The following is a 16,685-nucleotide window of genomic DNA, read 5'->3' as shown; positions in this document are numbered from 1 at the left end:
GCCTTTTCGCGGTCTGATCTGGTAGGGTATATGTCGGATCGGAGCGCCGCGGGGGGGTGGGCGCGACCGGCCGGCCCGGGCCGTCCCCGCGGCGGCGCGGAGACCAGACGACGAGGGCATTGACCTTGGCCAATTCGGCGGAACGCCTGCCGCCCCAGGCGGACTACATCCCGGTTTCGCACGTCGGGTCCCTGCTGCAGGAGGCCCGCCTGCGGGTCGGGCAGGATCTGCGCATCGTCGCCGAGGACCTGCGCATCAAGTACCATCACCTGCTGGCGATCGAGGAGGGGCGCTTCGGCGACCTGCCGGGCCCGACCTATGTCACCGGCTTCATCCGGGCCTATGCCGAATATCTCGGCCTGGACGCCGAGGAGATCGTGCGCCGCTACAAGGACGAGCCGCGGATCCAGCCGCGCACCAACCAGCTCGACTTCCCGGCCCCGGCGAACGACAGCGGCATGCCGGCCGGCGCGCTGCTGCTGGTGGCGCTGCTGCTCGTCGGGGCCGCCTACGGCGTGTGGTACTGGATGTCGTCCAGCGAGACCTCGGTGGCCGAGTTGATCCCGGAGATCCCGGCCCGCCTCGTGGACCTGGTGGACGGCGACGACCCGGCCGCGCCCGGTCAGGGGTCGGGTGAGGCCGGCCCCGGGGATGCGGGGTCGGATCCGGCACGCGTGGCCTCGGGCGCGACGACGCCCGCGCCGCCGGTCGCGGCGGGCGCGGAGTCCGGCGCGGGCGCGCCGGCGCCGGACGCAACGCCCGAGGGCGGGGACCAGACGGGGACGGCGGCCGCCGATGCCGTGGCCGTCCTGGAGGGCGCAGCCCCGGGGGAAACGGCCCCCGACGGCCAGCCCGGCGATCGGCCGCAGGGGGGCCGGGACGGCGGCGACGCGCCGGCGCTTGCCGCCGACGGGGCCCCCGCCGGGACCTCCGCCGGGACCGCCGACGGGATCGCCGACGGGATCGCCGATGGGACCTCTGATGGGGCTGCCGCCGATACCGTCCAGGCGTCCGACACCGGCGGAACCGCTGAGCCGGCCGCCGATCGCGGCGACACCGGCGAGACCGGCGCGACCCAGGCGGCGACCGTCGCCCCGGCCCTGTTGACGGCCGAGGACGGCAGCCGCGTGCCGGCGCCGCCGACGCCCGCTCCGGAGGCGGCGGAAAGCGTCGAGTCCGGCGCGACAGCGGCGTCCGCCGACGGAGAGGACGGCGAAACCGTTCAGACCGCCGAGACGGTCGACGCGGCGGGTGCGGCTCCGGCGGCCGACGGACCGGACACGGGACCGGGGACCGACACGCCGGTGGCGGCCGACGCCTCGGTGCCGCCGCCCGTGCCGGGGACCGACGCAGCCACGGCGGCCGACGACGCCGAGACGGCGGCGGCGGAGCAAGAGGCGGCCGAGGACCCCGCGCCGTCGTACGTGGGCCGGGCGGCGCCAAGCGACGTGCGCGCGGTGTCCGAGGGCGCCCGCATCGTGCTGCGCGCCAACCGCGACTCCTGGATCCAGGTGCGCCAGGGCGGGGACCTGGTGGTGCGCCGGCTGCTGCGCCGGGGCGATACCTATGCGGTGCCCGGTGGGGGCGGCTACACCCTCAACACCAGCAACGCCGGCGGGCTGGAGGTCTATGTGGACGGCCGGCGGGTGCGCAACCTGGGGCCGGTCGGCGCCCCCCGCAACGGCGTGCGCCTGTCGCCCAGCGCCTTGAACTAGACCCGCCAATGGCCTTATACCGAGAGCCTGTCATCCCGGACGATGGGGGCGGTGCGCCGCAGGCCCGCGCCCGGGTCCAGACCCCGGTTTCACGGTTGCCACAAGGGGGTTTCATGTCCGCCCGACCCTACCGCGACGTGCCGCGCCGCGCCTGCCGTCAGATCCACGTGGGCCCGGTGCCGGTCGGCGGCGACGCACCCGTCTCGGTCCAGTCGATGACCAACACGATCACCGCCGACGTCGAGGCCACGGTGGCGCAGATCAAGCGCCTGGAAGAGGCCGGCGCCGACATCGTGCGCGTCTCCTGCCCGGACGAGGACGCCACCGCCGGCCTGGCGCAGATCGTGCCCCGCGTCGGGGTGCCCATCGTGGCGGACATCCACTTCCACTACAAGCGCGCCATCGAGGCCGCCAAGGCCGGCGCCGCCTGCCTGCGCATCAACCCGGGCAACATCGGCTCGGCCGAGCGGGTGCGCGAGGTGGTCCGCGCCGCCAAGGACCACGGTTGTTCCATGCGCATCGGCGTCAACGCCGGCTCGCTGGAGCGCCACCTGCTGGAAAAGTTCGGCGAGCCCTGCCCCGAGGCCATGGTCCAGAGCGCGCTGGAGCACGCGAAAATCCTGGAGGATAACGACTTCCGGGAGTTCAAGATCTCGGTCAAGGCTTCCGACGTCTACCTCGCCATCGCCGCCTACGAGGCGCTGGCCGACGCCTGCGACTACCCCCTGCACCTGGGCATCACCGAGGCCGGCGGAACCCGCGTCGGCACCGTCAAGTCGTCCATCGGCATCGGCTGGCTGCTCAAGAAGGGCATCGGCGACACCATCCGGGTGTCGCTGTCGGCCGATCCGGTCGAGGAGATCAAGGTCGGCTTCGACATCCTCAAGAGCCTGGACCTGCGCCACCGCGGTGTGCGTATCGTCTCCTGTCCGTCCTGTGCCCGCCAGGGCTTCGACGTCATCAAGACGGTGGAGATCCTGGAGGAGCGCCTGGCCCACATCGCCACGCCGATCTCGCTGTCGATCATCGGCTGCGTCGTCAACGGCCCCGGCGAGGCGCGCGAGACCGACATCGGCCTGACCGGCGGCGGCACCCTGGCCAACGAGGGCGCGGCCAACAAGGTCTATATCGCCGGCGTGCCGGACCACAACATCAACAACCCGGACATGATCGACCATATCGTCGACTTGGTCGAAAAGAAGGCCGCCGCCATCGAGGCCGAGAAGGCGGCCGCCAAGTCCGCCGCGGAGTAGCGCCGCACCGCTGTGCAAGGCTCGCCGCCCGGGGTGCGGGTGGCGGGCCTTTGCGTTTGTTTCCTGTGGTGGCGTTGGCCGCCCGTGCCGACGCGAGGCTGAGGGTCGACGGGCGCCGCGGTCAGGCGTGCGTTGGGGCCGCGCCCGCTGGTTCGCGCACCGCTGATCGCTTGTCTTCGACCTTTCCCTGAGGATTGTCACCCCATGGCCGCCCTGCAACCCGTGCGCGGGACCCACGACCTTCTGCCCGACACCGCCCGGGCCCATCGCGCCGTCGAGGCGCGCGCCCAGGAGGTCGCGCTGCGCTTCGGTTTCGACGAGATCGTCACCCCGATCTTCGAGTTCACCGAGGTGTTCAAGCGCACCCTGGGCGATACCTCCGACATCGTCACCAAGGAGATGTACACCTTCGAGGACCGCGGCGGCGAGAGCGTCACCCTGCGCCCCGAGGGCACGGCCGCCATCGTGCGCGCCTTCATCTCCAACGGGCTGGCCCAGCAGGTCCCGGTCAAGGCGTTCTATCGCGGCCCCATGTTCCGCTACGAGCGGCCGCAGAAGGGCCGCCTGCGCCAGTTCCACCAGGTGGGGGTGGAGATTCTGGGGGTCGAGGGACCGGCCGCCGATATCGAGGTCATCGCCTGCGGCTACCGCATCCTGGAGGCGCTCGGCCTGGGCGGCACCGTGACCGTGGAGCTGAACACCCTGGGCGACCTGGAGAGCCGGGCCGCCTACCGCGAAACCCTGGTGGCCTATCTGGAGGGCCGCCGGGGCGAACTGTCCGAGGACAGCCTCGCCCGCCTGCATCGCAACCCGCTGCGGATCCTGGACTCCAAGGACGAGGGCGACCGCGCCGTGGTGGCCGAGGCCCCGGTGCTGGCCGACAGCCTGAACGAGACCTCGCGCACCTTCTTCGCCCGTGTGCAGGAGGGCCTTGCGGCGCTCGATATCCCGGTGGCGATCAGCCCGCGGCTGGTGCGCGGCCTGGACTACTACACCCACACCGCCTTCGAGTTCACCACCACCGCGCTGGGCGCGCAGGGCACGGTTCTGGCCGGCGGGCGCTACGACGGGCTGGTCAAACAGATGGGCGGGCCGCCCACCCCGGGCGTGGGTTGGGCCGCCGGGGTCGAGCGCCTGGCGCTGCTGCTGGCCGATCCGCCGCCGGCGCCGCGCCCGCTCGCCGTGGTGCCGGCCGGGGCCGAGGCGGAGAGGCTGGCCCTGCCCCTGACCGACCGGCTGCGGCGCGCGGGCTTCGCCGTCGACCTCGGCTTCTCCGGCAACATGGGCAAGCGCATGAAGCGCGCCAACAGGATCAACGCCCGCGCCGCCGTCATCCTGGGCGAGGACGAGATCGCCGCCGGCGCCGCCACGGTGCGCGACCTGGACAGCGGCGAGCAGACCCAGGTTCCCCTCGACGGGCTGGAGGCGGGGCTGGACCGCTTCCGGTGACCGGGCCCGCGGGCGACAGCCCCGGCGGCCCCGGGGACGGCTTGGGCAGCCTGGTGGTGGTGGGCGTCAACCATCACTCCTCCTCCATGGCGCTGCGCGACCAGGTGACACTGGACGACGAGGCGCTGCCCGGCTTCCTGGGGCGGCTGCGCGCCTACGGGGTGACCCAGGCGGTGGTGCTGTCCACCTGCGACCGGGTCGAGATCCTGGCCCAGGCCGCCAACAACGACGTCGCCGAGGCCACCGCCGAAGCCGCCGTGGAGGCCCTGGCCGCGCAGGGTGGGGTCGAACCGGCGGCGTTGCTGGCGGAGGGCTATGTCCACCGCGGCGCCGATGCCGCCCGGCACTGCTTCGCGGTGGCCGCGTCGCTCGACAGCCAGGTGATCGGCGAACCGCACGTTTTGCGCCAGGTCAAGGCCGGCTATGCCATGGCCCGCGCGGCCGGGCTGGTGGGGGCCGAACTGGAGCGGCTGTTGCAGTCCGCCTTCGCCGCCGCCAAGCGGGTGCGCACGGAAACGCGCATCGCCGAGGGGCCGGTCTCGGTGGCCTCCGCCGCGGTCCAGGTGGCGCGCGACCTGCACGGCGACCTCGACGGCTGTCGCGCCCTGATGCTGGGCACTGGCGAGATGGGCGAACTGCTGGCCGAAGCGTTCCAGGCCCACGGCCTGGAGCGGCTGGTGGTGCGGGCGCGCCGGCGCGGCCGCGCGGAGGCGGTGGCGCGCCGCCTGACCGCGCACGTCAGTGCCGCCGAAGCCCTGATCGACGACCTGGTGGCCGCCGACATCGTCATCTGCTGCACCGGCGGGCGCGAGCATGTGCTGGGCGAGGACATCGCCCGCCAGTCGGCCAAGCGGCGGCGCCAGAAACCGGTGTTCATCGCCGACGTGGCGGTGCCGGGCGACGTCGAACCGGCGGTCAACAAGGTCGACAATGCCTTCCTGTACGATCTCGGCGACCTGGAGGGCATCGCCATGCAGGGCCGCGCCCACCGTGAGGCCGAGGCCGAGGCGGCGTGGCGCATCGTGCGTGACGAGGTGGGCCGGTTCCAGCGCGGCCGGGTGGAGCGGGCCGCCGTGCCCGCCATCGCCCTGCTGCGCGCCCGCTTCGAGGCCGAGCGCACCCAGGTGCTGGCCGAGGCCGGCGACGACGCCGAAAAGGCCACCCGGCTGCTCATCGGCCGGCTGCTGCACACCCCGTCGGAGGAGCTGCGCCGGCTCGCCTGCGGCCCGCCCGAGAACCTGCGCCACGCCGAGAACGTCACCCGCCGGCTGTTCCGCCTCACCGGGGCCGACACGCCGGGGGCAGCCGAGCCGGACCCGTCAACCGACCCGATCCCAGACCCCGAACCCGAAGACCGACCATGAGCCTGGACGAAAAACTGAGCCGCGTGGTGGCGCGGCACGAGGAACTGGGGGCGCTGCTGTCCGGTCAGGACCTGGACGCGCAGGACATCCCGCGCCTGTCCAAGGAGCTGTCCGACCTGACCCCCGTCGTGGAGGCGATCGCCGCGCTGCGCGAGGCCCGCGCCGAACTGGCCGACGCCGAGGCGATGCTGTCCGATCCCGACATGCGCGAGCTGGCCGAGGAGGAGGTGGGCCGGTTGCGCGCGGAGATCCCGGAACGGGAGCAGGCCGTGCGCGTGCTGCTGCTGCCCAAGGACGAGGCGGATGAGCGCAACGCCATCCTGGAGGTGCGCGCCGGCACCGGCGGGGACGAGGCCGCCCTGTTCGCGGCCGAACTGCTGCGCATGTACGAGCGCCACGCCGCCGCCCACGGCTGGCGCTTCGAGGTCATGGAGATGACCGACACGCCGATCGGCGGCATCAAGGAGGCGGTCGCCACCGTCTCGGGCCGCGACGTCTTCGCCCGCCTGAAGTTCGAGAGCGGGGTGCACCGGGTGCAGCGCGTGCCGGTGACCGAGGCCGGCGGGCGCATCCACACCTCGGCCGCGACCGTGGCCGTGCTGCCGGAGGCGCGCGAGGTCGACGTGCAGGTGGAGGACAAGGATCTGCGGGTGGACACCTTCCGCTCCCAGGGCGCGGGCGGCCAGCACGTCAACACCACCGATTCGGCGGTGCGCATCACCCACATCCCGACCGGGATCGTGGCCCAGTGCCAGGAGGAGAAGAGCCAGCACAAGAACCGCGACAAGGCGATGAAGATGCTGCTGGCCAAGATGTACGACGAGCAGCGCCGCGCGGCGGAGCAGGAGCGCGCCGACGCACGCAAGAGCCAGGTCGGCTCCGGCGACCGCTCGGAGCGCATCCGCACCTACAACTTCCCGCAGGGCCGGGTGACCGACCACCGCATCAACCTGACGCTCTACAACCTCGACAAGGTGATCGCCGGCGAGGCCCTGGACGAGGTCATCGACGCCCTGATCGCCGAGGACCAGGCCGCCAAGCTGGCCGAGGTGGGGTAGGGCCGCGTCGGTCAGCTTCGATGGGCATCATGGAAAAGACTCTGATCAACCGCTACGGCACGCTGGCCGCATGGGTGTACCAGCTCGACAAGCCGGTGGGGCGGTGCTTCGGCGATGTCGCGTTCTATCGCGCGCGGCTGGCCGGCGTGACCGGCCCGATCCTGGAGCCCGCCGCCGGCAACGGTCGTGTGCTGATCCCGCTGGTCGAGGCCGGGCTGGACGTCTGGGGCTGCGACGCCTCGCCGGAGATGCTGCGTCTGTGCGAGGCGGCCTGTCGGGCGCGGGGCCTGGCGCCGCCGCTGAGCCAACAGCGGTTCGAGGATTTCGCCTACGATGTCCGCTTCGACGCCGTCATCGTCCCCGCCGGGTCGTTCCAGTTGATCACCGACGCCGGGCTGGCCTGCGCCGTGCTGCGCCGGTTCCACGGCGCGTTGCGGCCGGGCGGACGCCTCATCCTCGATCTGGACCGCAGCGACAGCCTCGCCGGGTCGGCGCCGCGCCTGCGGCACTGGCGCGACGGTGCCGATGTGCTGACACTGCACGAGATCCCGGTGGGCACCGATGTCTTCGCCCAGACGGCCGAGACGGGTCTGCGCTACGAGCACTGGCGGGACGGCCGGCTGACGGCGGCCGCGATGGAACTGTTCCGGTTGCGCTGGTGGGGGCTGCTGGAGATCGACCTAGCGGTGCGGGCGGCGGGGTTTGCCGACGTGACCGTGGCGGCCGATTACCGGTCGGGAACTGCGCCGGGCCCCGACACCCAGATCCTGACGGTCGAGGCCCGCGCCGCATGACTCTGTCCCGGCGTGGCCCCGCCGCCACCCTCGCCCACGCCCTGGCTGCCGCGACGGAGCGCCTGACCGCCGCGGGCGTGCCGGACGCGCGCGGCGACGCCCGGGTGCTGGCGGCGCATGTGCTGGGCCTTCCCTCCCCGGCGGCCCTGGGGCTGCGGCTGGGCGATCCGATGCCGGCCGCGGCGGCAACCCGGTTCGAGGCCCTGGTCGCGCGCCGCGCCGCGCGCGAACCGGTCGGCCGCATCCTGGGCCGGCGCGGCTTCTGGACCCTGGATCTGGCGCTGGGGCCGGACACGCTGGAACCGCGCCCGGACACCGAGACCGTGGTCGCGGCGGTCCTGGAGCGCGTTCCCGACCGCGCCGCCCCGCTGGCGCTGCTCGACCTGGGCACCGGGACCGGGGCGATCCTGCTGGCGCTGCTGTCGGACCTGCCGAATGCCCGCGGCGTCGGCCTGGACATCGCGGCCGGGGCCGTCGCCGCCGCGCGCGCCAACGCCGCCGCGCACGGCCTGGACGGGCGCGCCACCGTCGCGGTCGCGGACTGGCGCGACGGCCTTCCGGACTGGCCGGGACCGTTCGACGTGATCGTTTCCAACCCGCCCTACATCCGCGCCGGCGAGCTGGCGGCCCTGGATCCCGAGGTGCGGGGGCACGATCCGGCGGTGGCCCTGGACGGCGGCGCCGACGGCCTGGATGCCTACCGGATCCTGGTGCCATTGGCGGCGGCGCGGCTGCGGTCGGGCGGCTGGCTGGCGGTCGAGGTCGGCCACGATCAGGCCGATGCCGTGGCGGACCTGATGCACGCGGCCGGCCTGGGGCCGCCCGCGCGGGCGCGGGACCTGGGCGGGCGGGCGCGCTGCGTCATCGCCCCCGCCTGCACTGCAAAAAAACGGATCGTGCCCTGAAAAAATGCTTGGAAACGGGCCGGAGGCGCCCTACGGTCTTGCCATCATACCTGTTCGACCGATGCGGCTCGCGTGGCGGTCCGCCCCGGGTGAAACGGTCCCGGAGGGGATCGCCGGTCCCAGGTACGGGAGCGATCAGGTGATGGCAGCCCGCGATGCCGTGGCCGGTCCGCCGCCGTGGGTCGGTGGTCATGGGCGGATCCCGGGGCCAGGTCCGAGGACCTTGGTGGGGTCCGACACGGAGCCCGCGCGGGCCCAGAAGCGGACCAACAGACTGCCGGGGGCGCGGCTCTCTCGCGAGAGAGAGGGAGGGTCGCGGGGTCCCGGTCGGGCCGCCGGGGGGGCAACCGGGGACCCACAGAGCACACCCGTCGTCGGGGCTCGTCGCCATACACCATGTCGCCCGGCACCATGTCGCTCGGACGGCGTGAGGCCGTGGCCGGGTGGCCCGCACGCGCGCGGGCTTGGCGGGAGCCGGCGACAGGGTTTGCACAGGGTTTGCCACGACGCGTGCCGGCGACCGCAGGGGTCGTCGCGAGGCGTGGTGGCCCGAGGCGGCCGGCGCGCCGGCCCGACCCAGTGCGGGGGCGTGCGCCCCGCACGCGCTCACGCTCCGTCCCGAAGCCCGAACCCAAAGGAGGTCTGGGACCGTGACGTGCACCGTTTCTCAAGTTGATCAGACGGACTCATGAAGCAAGGCTCGAACACCAGGGGACGCCCGCGCGGCCGTGTCGGCGGCGGGAGCGGCAGCAGCGGCGGCAGCGGCGGCAAGCGGACACCGAACCGCAATCAGACCTTCGACAGCAACGGGCCGAGTGTGCGCCTGCGCGGCAACGCGATGCAGCTTGTCGAAAAGTATACGACCCTGGCGCGTGATGCCGGGTCACAGGGCGACCGGGTGTTGTCCGAGAACTATCTTCAGCACGCCGACCATTACTACCGCGTCTACATGGCGCTGACCGGTCAAACCGATGCCAACCGACCCGGCGCCCCGACGCCGGTGCGGACCGCGACCCAGCCGGTTGCCGGCGACGAGGCGGCGGCCGGAGAGGCCGGGGGCCCGCGCCGCGAGTCCGAGGAGGGGGACGCCGCTGCGGCGGCGCCCGTCGGTGCCGGCCGCGGCAACGGACGCGATCACGGGCGGTCCGGAAACGGGGCCGATCGCGGACCCGACAGCGATGGCGTGACCGCCCCGGAAGCGGCGGCCGGCGCCGAAGGCCCGGCGGCCACCGACGTCGGCGCCGACAGCGAGGCCCCCGCCGAGGAGGCGCCGCCGCGGCGCCGCGCCCCCCGCCGCACCGGCCGCACCGGCAGCCGATCGACCCGCGCGGCAGCCGGCGAGGCCGAGGGCGCGAACGCCCCCGCCGCCGAGGGCGCCGCGGCCGGGGCCGCCGCCGGATCCGAGGAGACCTCCGGCGACGACGCCCCCCGCCCGGTGCGCCGGACGCGGCGGTCGCCGCGCCGGACCACGCCCTCCGGCGACGGCGGCAACGGCGAGAGCGAATCCCAGATGGCCTGATCCGGCGCGGCTCTCCGGCCTCATTGGGCCGCGGGATCATTGGGTTTCGGGATCATTGGGTTTCGGGCGGCGTGTCGCCCCGAACCGGGGCCGCGCCGCGATCCCGGTCCGGGGCGATCTGCCTCAGGCGGCCACCGCCAGCGTGACGACACGGGCGCCGATGCCCTCCTTGACCAGGTAGTCGGCGCGCCGGGTGTCGACGACCGTTGCCCGTCCCGCGGCGGCCAGTGCGGCCAGGGCCGCGTCGTAGCCCTCGGCGTCATAGACCCCGTCGTTCACCGTGACCGTGACCAGGCCGCCCGGGCGCACGATGCGCAATACTTCCCCCAGGCCGGCCGGCCCGACGTGGCCGTGGGTGAAGGTGCCGACGCTCACCGCGCCGGCGTAGGCGTCGTCGTCCACGGGCAGGCGCGCGGTCAGGTCGCCCTCGATCAGGGCGTCGTAAACCGGTCCCTCGGCATGGGTCTTGGTCCGGGCTTCCGCCAGCATGTCCGGCGACAGGTCGAGGCCGTCGACGTGGCGGAAGCCGCGCGTGCGCAACGCGACCCCCGCGAGCCCAGTGCCGCAGCCGACGTCGATGATCGGGGCCTCGCGGCCCGCCAGGTGGTCGGCGAAGACGTCGACGGCGATGCGCGGGGCGACGTAGCCCAGCCGGCCGACGGTGTCGTGGTCGTAGTCCGCCGCCCAGTCGCGGTAAAGGTCGCGCACGGCATCGGGGCCGCCCACGGCATAGGCCCGTTCGAGGACCGGATCCTTCTTCTCCGTCATGGGGCTCCTTTCCTGGCACGGGGCGGCCGGGCCACGGTCGGAGCGGCGCGGCTCACCCGGTGGTGTCGAGCAGATAGAGGATGTCGCCGCCGAAGGAGTCGCGCAACGCCTTCACCAGCAACCCGTCGTCCGTATACCACAAGTCGATGACGTCGTCGGTCTCGAACCGGTAACGCGTGGCGTCGGCGCTGCCGCCGCGGTAGGCGACGCGCTCGCGGCCCAGGGTCTGGACCCGGACCGCCTCCAGGGCGCCGCGCTTGGTGGTGATGACGCGCGGCGCGGTCAGAATGCCCGGGTTCCAGAAGCTCTTGGGCGGGGTGTCGGGCGGCACGACGTGCTCGCCCGCCGCGCCGCTGACGCGGAAACCGTCGGACTCGCGCCGCCCGGTGACGCGGTAGGGCTCGCCGTCGTCGTTGGTGCGGGTCTCCAGCGCGGTCAGCAGCCCGTTCTCCCAGGTCTCGGTGGCCACATGCTGGCTGGCGTAGGAGTACAGCAGCACCTGGACGTCGATGGTGGTGCGGGTCACCACGGTGCGGTCGCGGCCCCGGGTGTGCACCTCGAAGGCGGTCTGCCCGATGGGGTCGTCGCCGCGGTAGATGCGGTAGGTGAGGGTGTGGCTGTACTGGAAGCCGGCCGGGATGGCCTGCGCCGGCGCCGGTGCGGCGGCGGGCAGCCACAGGGCGAGCGCCAGCAGGAGCGTCGCGAGCGGCCGCCACCGCCGCAGCGTACGGCCACGCTGCCGCGGGCCAGCCGCACCGCTTGGCGTCTGCCCCCGTGTGATCTGCCCCCGTGTCGTCTGCCCCCGTGTCGTCTGCCCCCGTGTCGTCTGCCCCCGTGTCGTCGGGGTCCCTCTCCTTGGCGCGTGTCGCGGTTCCGCGGCGCGTGCCACGCGCCACCACGCTGCGCCGGGCGGGCGCCCCACGCCCGCCGCCCCCGTCGCCCTGCCCGTCATCACCCGCCTCCCTGCCGTCCGCCGACCTGCCGTCCGCCGATGTCCCGGGTCCCGCTCCGACCGCCCCTTCCCCGGCTCTGTCCGGCTCTCACCGGCAGCGGGCGTCCGGCGTGCCCTTGGGCCGCAGCGCGAAGACCCGGATGGTGTGGATGAAGGTTTCCTCGTCGCCGGTGATGCCGTCCTCCTCGCGCGAATAGAACTGGAGCGAGCGGCCGTTGCGCCCCACCGCATAGGACAGCGTGCTGCCGGCCGCCTTGACGTCGCGCCGGCCGATGAAGCCGTTGTCGAGGTACATGTGCAGCACGGCGTTGGTGAAGAACCCGACGTCGTCGTGGGCCTCCACCTGCACGCGCTCCACCCGCATCGACTCGGGCAGGGTGACGTTGTAGGGGTTGGGCAGGTCGGCGCCGCTGCCGCCCAGCACCGCGCCGACGCTCTCGCAATGCACCAGCACCGGGACCATGGGGGCCGGGGCCTCGTCGCGCCGGCGCGGCTGCGCCTGCGGCACCCGCACTTGCGGTTGCAGCGCGCGCAGGCGGGTCAGGCTGGCGGTGGTCAGATAGCCGGTGGCCGGCAGGCCGTGGGCGCCCTGGAAGGCCTGGAGGGCGCCGCGCGTGCGCGGGCCGGGCCGGCCGTCCACGCCCCCGGCCCCGAAGCCGAGGGCGTTCAGCCGGGCCTGGACCTCGCGCCAGTCCTGGCGGCTCGGCCCCAGCAGGGTCTCGCCGACGGTGGGCACGCGGGCGGCCACGTCTTCCAGCAGCGCCGTGCCCGCCGCGGTGCGGGCCAGGCCCTCCCAGGCGGCCCCCGCCGGCCCCTCCGCGGTGGGATCGGCACCGGCGTCCAGCAGCAGGCGCGCGCTCTCGACATGGCCTTCCCAGGCCGCCAGCGTCAGCGCCGTGTTGCCGTCCGGGGCGCGCAGTTCCAGGCTGGCGCCGACGTCCAGCAGCTTGCGGAGGCGGGCCGTGTCGTTGTCGCGGGCCGCGATCATGAGCGCGGTCCGGCCCAGGCCGTCGCGGGCGTCCGGATCATTGCTGCCGTCGGCGCCGAGCGCGGTCGGCGCCTGCGGCACCGGCGACGGCGGCAGGCCGGCGCTCTGGGGGCGCGGGGGGGCGCCACCCCGGCTGCCCGTTCCGGCGGTGCCGGCGGTGCCGGCGGCATCGGCCACGCTCGTGCCCGGCGCCGGGCGGCCGGTCGGCCACAACGGCGCGGCGCCAACGGTTGCCGCGTCGGGGGCGGCGGGGGTGTCGGGGGCGGCGGGCGCCGCCGCCGCGTCAGCCTCCCCGTCCCCGGCCTGCGCGCTCGCGCTCTCCAGCCGGTCCAGCCGCAGGCGTGCGATCGGCGCATAGGTGCCGTCGGGCCAGCGCGACAGGTACTCGCGGTACAGGTCCGCCTGGTTGGCGTCCATGATGGATTCCCAGAACAGGACCTCGCCCTCGCTGCCGGCCGGTGGCGACTGCGGGATCGGCGGGGCGGCCAGCTCGATCGACCGGGTCGCCTGCTGGGCCGGCGCCGCCGGCTCCGGCGCCGGCGGCCGGAAATAGAACTGGCCGGTGATCGAGTTGCTCACCCACGGCACCTGGCGGTCGTCGGTCCGCGCCATGACGTCGCGCCGCACCGACAGAAAGATGTCGTCCAGGTCCTGGCCCGGCTCCTCCAGCGCCGTCAGCAGGGCGCCGGTGAACGGACTGTTGCGGGTGTCCTCGCCGTCCAGGGCGACCTGATCCGGGGCGGTCGCATAGGCCAGGTAGGTGCCGGTCGGCGCGCTGGTACGCGCCAGCCCGCGCCCGCCGCCGGAGCGCATCACGGACTTGAACGGGTTGTCGCGGCAGGCGTCCAGGATGACGATGTTGAGCCGATTGCGGGCGCCGCCCATGCGGGCCAGGATATCGCGGACGTTGACGCCCTCGACCTCGACGTGGGCCTGGTCCTCGATCACCGCGTCGACCGGGATGAGGTAGTTCTCGCCGTGCACCTGGACGCCGTGGCCGGCGTAGTAGAACAGCCCGACCCCGCCGTCGGACAGCCGGCGGCCGAACTCGATGTAGGCGCGGCGCATGTCCTGGCGGGTGGCGTCCACCAGGGTGGTGACGTCGAAGCCGACGTCGCGCAGCGCCCGCGACAGGGCGATGGCATCGTTGGTCGGGTTGGACAGGCTGCCGCTGTCATAGCCGCCGTTGCCGATGACCAGGGCGACCCGGGTCTCCTGGTCCGGCGCGGCGCCGGCCGCCTCGGCCGCGGCCGGCGCGGCGGCGACCAGGATCAGGAGGCCGGCGACGAGCGCGGCCCCCAGCCAGTTCAGGACCGACCGGGGCGCTCGGCCGCCCGCCGGCGCGTTCCCGGACACCGCAGTTCCGGACACCGCAGATATCGTCCCAGACATCGCCGGGCCTCCCCCGAGTCTCCCTCAGCGCGACACGTCGGACGTCACGGCTTCAGAATAAGTCAATTGGGCGCGCGCGGCCAGAGCCATCGCCACGCCCGGCCCTGGCGGCCTTACCGGCAGGCGGCCGGCGCGGTGCCCTCGGGCCGCAGGGCGTAAACCCGGATCGCCGTGATGTAGGTGTCGTCGCCGTCGGCCAGCGCGCCGCCGCCGACCGAGAACAGGTCGAGGCGTGAGCCCGTCGCCTGAAGCCCATAGGTGAGCGTGCTGCCCTCCGACTTGACGTCGTGGCTGCCGACGAACACGTTGTCGATATAAAGTTGCAGCTCGGCCTCCGACAGGAACCCGATGTTGTCGTGGGCCTCCACCTGTACGCGCACGACCGCCATCGGCGACGGCAAGGTGACACGGAACGGGTTGCGGTGGTCGGCCGCATCGCCGTCGCCCACCACCGCGCCCACGCGCCGGCACAGCACCAGGGTCGGCACCCCGCCCTCGGCCGCCACCCGGGCCGGGCGCGGCAGGGTGGGCTGCACGGCTTCGAGCCGGGCCAGGGTGGCCGCGTCCAGGTAGCCCGTGACCGCGAGATCCTGTGCCCGCTGGAACGCTTCCAGCGCCTTGCGGGTGCGCGGGCCGGGCTGGCCGTCGACCGGGCCGGCACCGTGGCCCTGGGCGTTGAGGCGGGCCTGGGCCTCGCGCCATGTGCCGCGGTCGGGCTCCAGCAGGGTCTCGCCCAGTTCGGGCACCCAGGCCGCCATGTCGGCCAGCAGGGGGGCGCCGTCCGGGGTCCGCGCCAGGCCCTCCCAGGCGGGCCCCGCCGGCCCCTCGGCCAGTGGATCGGCGCCGCCCTCGAACAGCAGGCGGGCGCTTGCGACATGGCCTTCCCAGGCCGCCAGGGTCAGCGCCGTGTTGCCGTCGGGACCACGGAGGTTGACCGCGGCTCCGGCAGCGAGCAGCCGGCGGAGGCGGTCGCGGTCGTCGTCGCGGGCCGCGATCATCAGGGCCGTGCGCCCGAAGGCGTCGCGCGCGTCCGGGTCGTCGCTGCCGTCGGCGCCCAGCGGGCGGGCGTCGGCGGGCACCGAGACGGGCGCGGCCGGCGCGACGCCGCTCGCCGGCCGGCCCGCCACCGGCGTTGGGTCCGTCGGCGGGGTCTCTTCGGCCGGCGAGTCGGCCGGCGGGGGGCTTTCGGCCGGGAGCGGCCGGAAGGCGGAGTCGGGGTCCGGCCGCGCCAGCCGCACCGGGCCGGCCTGGAGCACCTCGATCTTGGCGCGGGCGATGGGCGCGTAGGTGCCGTCCGGCCAGCGCCGCAGGTACTCCGTGTACAGGTCGGCCCGGTCGAGATCGAGGATCGACTGCCAGAACGCCAACTCGGCCTCGCCGCCCGGGGCCAGGGTCGGCGGCGTGGTTGGCGGGGGCACGGGCGCCGGCTGGAGCAGCTCGATGGACCGCGTCCCCGCCGGGGCCGGGGGCGGGGCGGGCGGGCGGAAGTAGAACTGCCCGGTGATCGAATTGCTGACCCAGGGGACCTGGCGGCCGTCGGTCTCGGCCATGACGTCGCGCCGCACACTCAGGAACACGTCGTCCAGATCGGCCCCGGGCCGGTCCAGCGCCGCCAGCAGGGCGCCGGTGAAGGGGCTGTTACGGGTGTCCTCGCCGTCCAGCGCGATCTGGTCCGGCGCCGTGGCGTAGGCGAGATAGGTGCCGGTGGGCGCGCTGGTGCGCGCCAGCCCGCGCCCGCCGCCGGAGCGCATCACCGATTTGAACGGGTTGTCGCGGCAGGCGTCGAGGATGACGATGTTGAGGCGGTTGTGCGCCCCGCCCATGCGGGCCAGCACGTCGCGGATGGCGATGCCCTCGACCTCGACGTGGGCCTGGTCCTCGATCACCGCGTCGACCGGGATCAGGTAGTTCTCCCCCGCCACCTGCACGCCGTGGCCGGCGTAGTAGAACAGCCCGACCCCGCCGTCGGACAGCCGGCGGCCGAACGCGATCGCCGCCCGGCGCATGTCGCGGCGCGTGGCATCGGTCAGGGTGGTGACGGTGAAGCCCACGGCCTCCAGCGCCCGCGCGACGGCGCGGGCGTCGCGGGCCGGGTTGCGCAGGGCACCGGTGGGGTAGCCGCCGTTGCCGATCACCAGCGCCACCCGGTTCTCGCCGGGCGGCGGCGCGGCGCCGGCCGGACCGGCGGCCCCCCAGAGGGCCGCGCCGGTCAGAACAGACGCCAGCACGGCCACCAGAACCACCCGCACCATCACCCCCGGCGCCGCGGCCCCCCGCGCCGCCCGACCCGATCGCCCGCACCCCCACTGAACCATCATCGGCCGTGCCTCCCCTTGCCCCGGCACACCGCATCGGCGTCCCTATCAGCTTAAGGGAGATGGCGGCGCCCCGCCACCGCGGCGCGCCGGCCCTCAAGGCTCCCCCCCGATTCCCGCTGAGCGCCGGCGGCGGCGTTTGACAGGCCGGCCCGGCTGGCCCTACGTTGTGCGGTGCGAAAAATGGGCGCGCGGCGCGGAGTCGCGCACCCC

At 74.3% G+C, this 16,685-nt stretch carries 12 protein-coding genes; 8 read left to right on the top strand and 4 right to left on the bottom strand.

The genetic code is table 11. From position 1 onward, the window contains the following. Positions 1 to 125 precede the first annotated feature (125 nt). From GGD88_RS08285 to GGD88_RS19285, 8 genes are all read left to right on the top strand, one after another. Positions 126 to 1,715 carry a helix-turn-helix domain-containing protein gene (locus GGD88_RS08285; RefSeq protein WP_184434038.1) on the top strand — a complete coding sequence of 530 codons (1,590 nt, stop codon included), beginning with the start codon at positions 126 to 128 and terminating at the stop codon, positions 1,713 to 1,715. 113 nt (positions 1,716 to 1,828) lie between these two features. Then, complete coding sequence (ispG, locus tag GGD88_RS08280; protein ID WP_184434035.1) at positions 1,829 to 2,968, top strand: flavodoxin-dependent (E)-4-hydroxy-3-methylbut-2-enyl-diphosphate synthase; 1,140 nt, start codon at positions 1,829 to 1,831, stop codon at positions 2,966 to 2,968. A gap of 204 nt (positions 2,969 to 3,172) precedes the next feature. Continuing rightward, positions 3,173 to 4,417 carry a histidine--tRNA ligase gene (gene hisS, locus GGD88_RS08275; RefSeq protein ID WP_184434032.1) on the top strand — a complete coding sequence of 415 codons (1,245 nt, stop codon included), beginning with the start codon at positions 3,173 to 3,175 and terminating at the stop codon, positions 4,415 to 4,417. Beyond that, positions 4,414 to 5,781, top strand: coding sequence for a glutamyl-tRNA reductase (hemA, locus tag GGD88_RS08270; protein WP_343056313.1), 1,368 nt, complete (start codon positions 4,414 to 4,416; stop codon positions 5,779 to 5,781). The genes hisS and hemA overlap by 4 nt, the downstream gene beginning before the upstream one ends. Continuing rightward, a complete protein-coding gene (prfA, locus tag GGD88_RS08265; protein WP_184434029.1) occupies positions 5,778 to 6,839 on the top strand; it encodes a peptide chain release factor 1 in 1,062 nt (353 codons plus the stop codon). Before hemA ends, prfA begins: the two co-directional genes overlap by 4 nt. Positions 6,840 to 6,868: 29 nt before the next feature. Beyond that, positions 6,869 to 7,633 (top strand): class I SAM-dependent methyltransferase, encoded by a 765-nt coding sequence (locus GGD88_RS08260; RefSeq protein WP_246423651.1) that lies wholly within the window; start codon positions 6,869 to 6,871, stop codon positions 7,631 to 7,633. After that, positions 7,630 to 8,538 carry a peptide chain release factor N(5)-glutamine methyltransferase gene (gene prmC, locus GGD88_RS08255; protein WP_184434026.1) on the top strand — a complete coding sequence of 303 codons (909 nt, stop codon included), beginning with the start codon at positions 7,630 to 7,632 and terminating at the stop codon, positions 8,536 to 8,538. The genes GGD88_RS08260 and prmC overlap by 4 nt, the downstream gene beginning before the upstream one ends. Positions 8,539 to 9,226: 688 nt before the next feature. Then, complete coding sequence (locus GGD88_RS19285) at positions 9,227 to 10,057, top strand: DUF4167 domain-containing protein (RefSeq protein ID WP_184434024.1); 831 nt, start codon at positions 9,227 to 9,229, stop codon at positions 10,055 to 10,057. A 123-nt stretch (positions 10,058 to 10,180) separates the two neighbouring features. On the opposite strand, the gene GGD88_RS08245 is transcribed toward GGD88_RS19285, so the two are convergent. The 4 genes from GGD88_RS08245 to GGD88_RS08230 form a co-directional block, all read right to left on the bottom strand. Continuing rightward, on the bottom strand, positions 10,181 to 10,825 hold the full coding sequence (locus GGD88_RS08245; protein ID WP_184434022.1) for a class I SAM-dependent DNA methyltransferase: 645 nt from the start codon (positions 10,823 to 10,825) through the stop codon (positions 10,181 to 10,183). Positions 10,826 to 10,877: 52 nt separating this feature from the next. Further along, positions 10,878 to 11,777: a DUF6134 family protein gene (locus GGD88_RS08240; protein ID WP_184434020.1), complete on the bottom strand. Its 900-nt coding sequence runs from the start codon at positions 11,775 to 11,777 to the stop codon at positions 10,878 to 10,880. Positions 11,778 to 11,865: 88 nt separating this feature from the next. Beyond that, positions 11,866 to 14,121 (bottom strand): caspase family protein, encoded by a 2,256-nt coding sequence (locus GGD88_RS08235; protein WP_221237063.1) that lies wholly within the window; start codon positions 14,119 to 14,121, stop codon positions 11,866 to 11,868. A gap of 149 nt (positions 14,122 to 14,270) precedes the next feature. Continuing rightward, positions 14,271 to 16,475, bottom strand: a complete 2,205-nt coding sequence (locus tag GGD88_RS08230) for a caspase family protein (RefSeq protein ID WP_184434016.1) — start codon at positions 16,473 to 16,475, stop codon at positions 14,271 to 14,273. Between the last annotated feature and the right edge of the window lie 210 nt (positions 16,476 to 16,685).

Source organism: Roseospira goensis (assembly GCF_014197795.1).
GTDB classification, from domain to species: Bacteria; Pseudomonadota; Alphaproteobacteria; order Rhodospirillales; family Rhodospirillaceae; genus Rhodospira; species Rhodospira goensis.
Note: the sequence above shows the minus strand (reverse complement) of the source record. Positions and strands in the feature narration are given on the sequence as shown.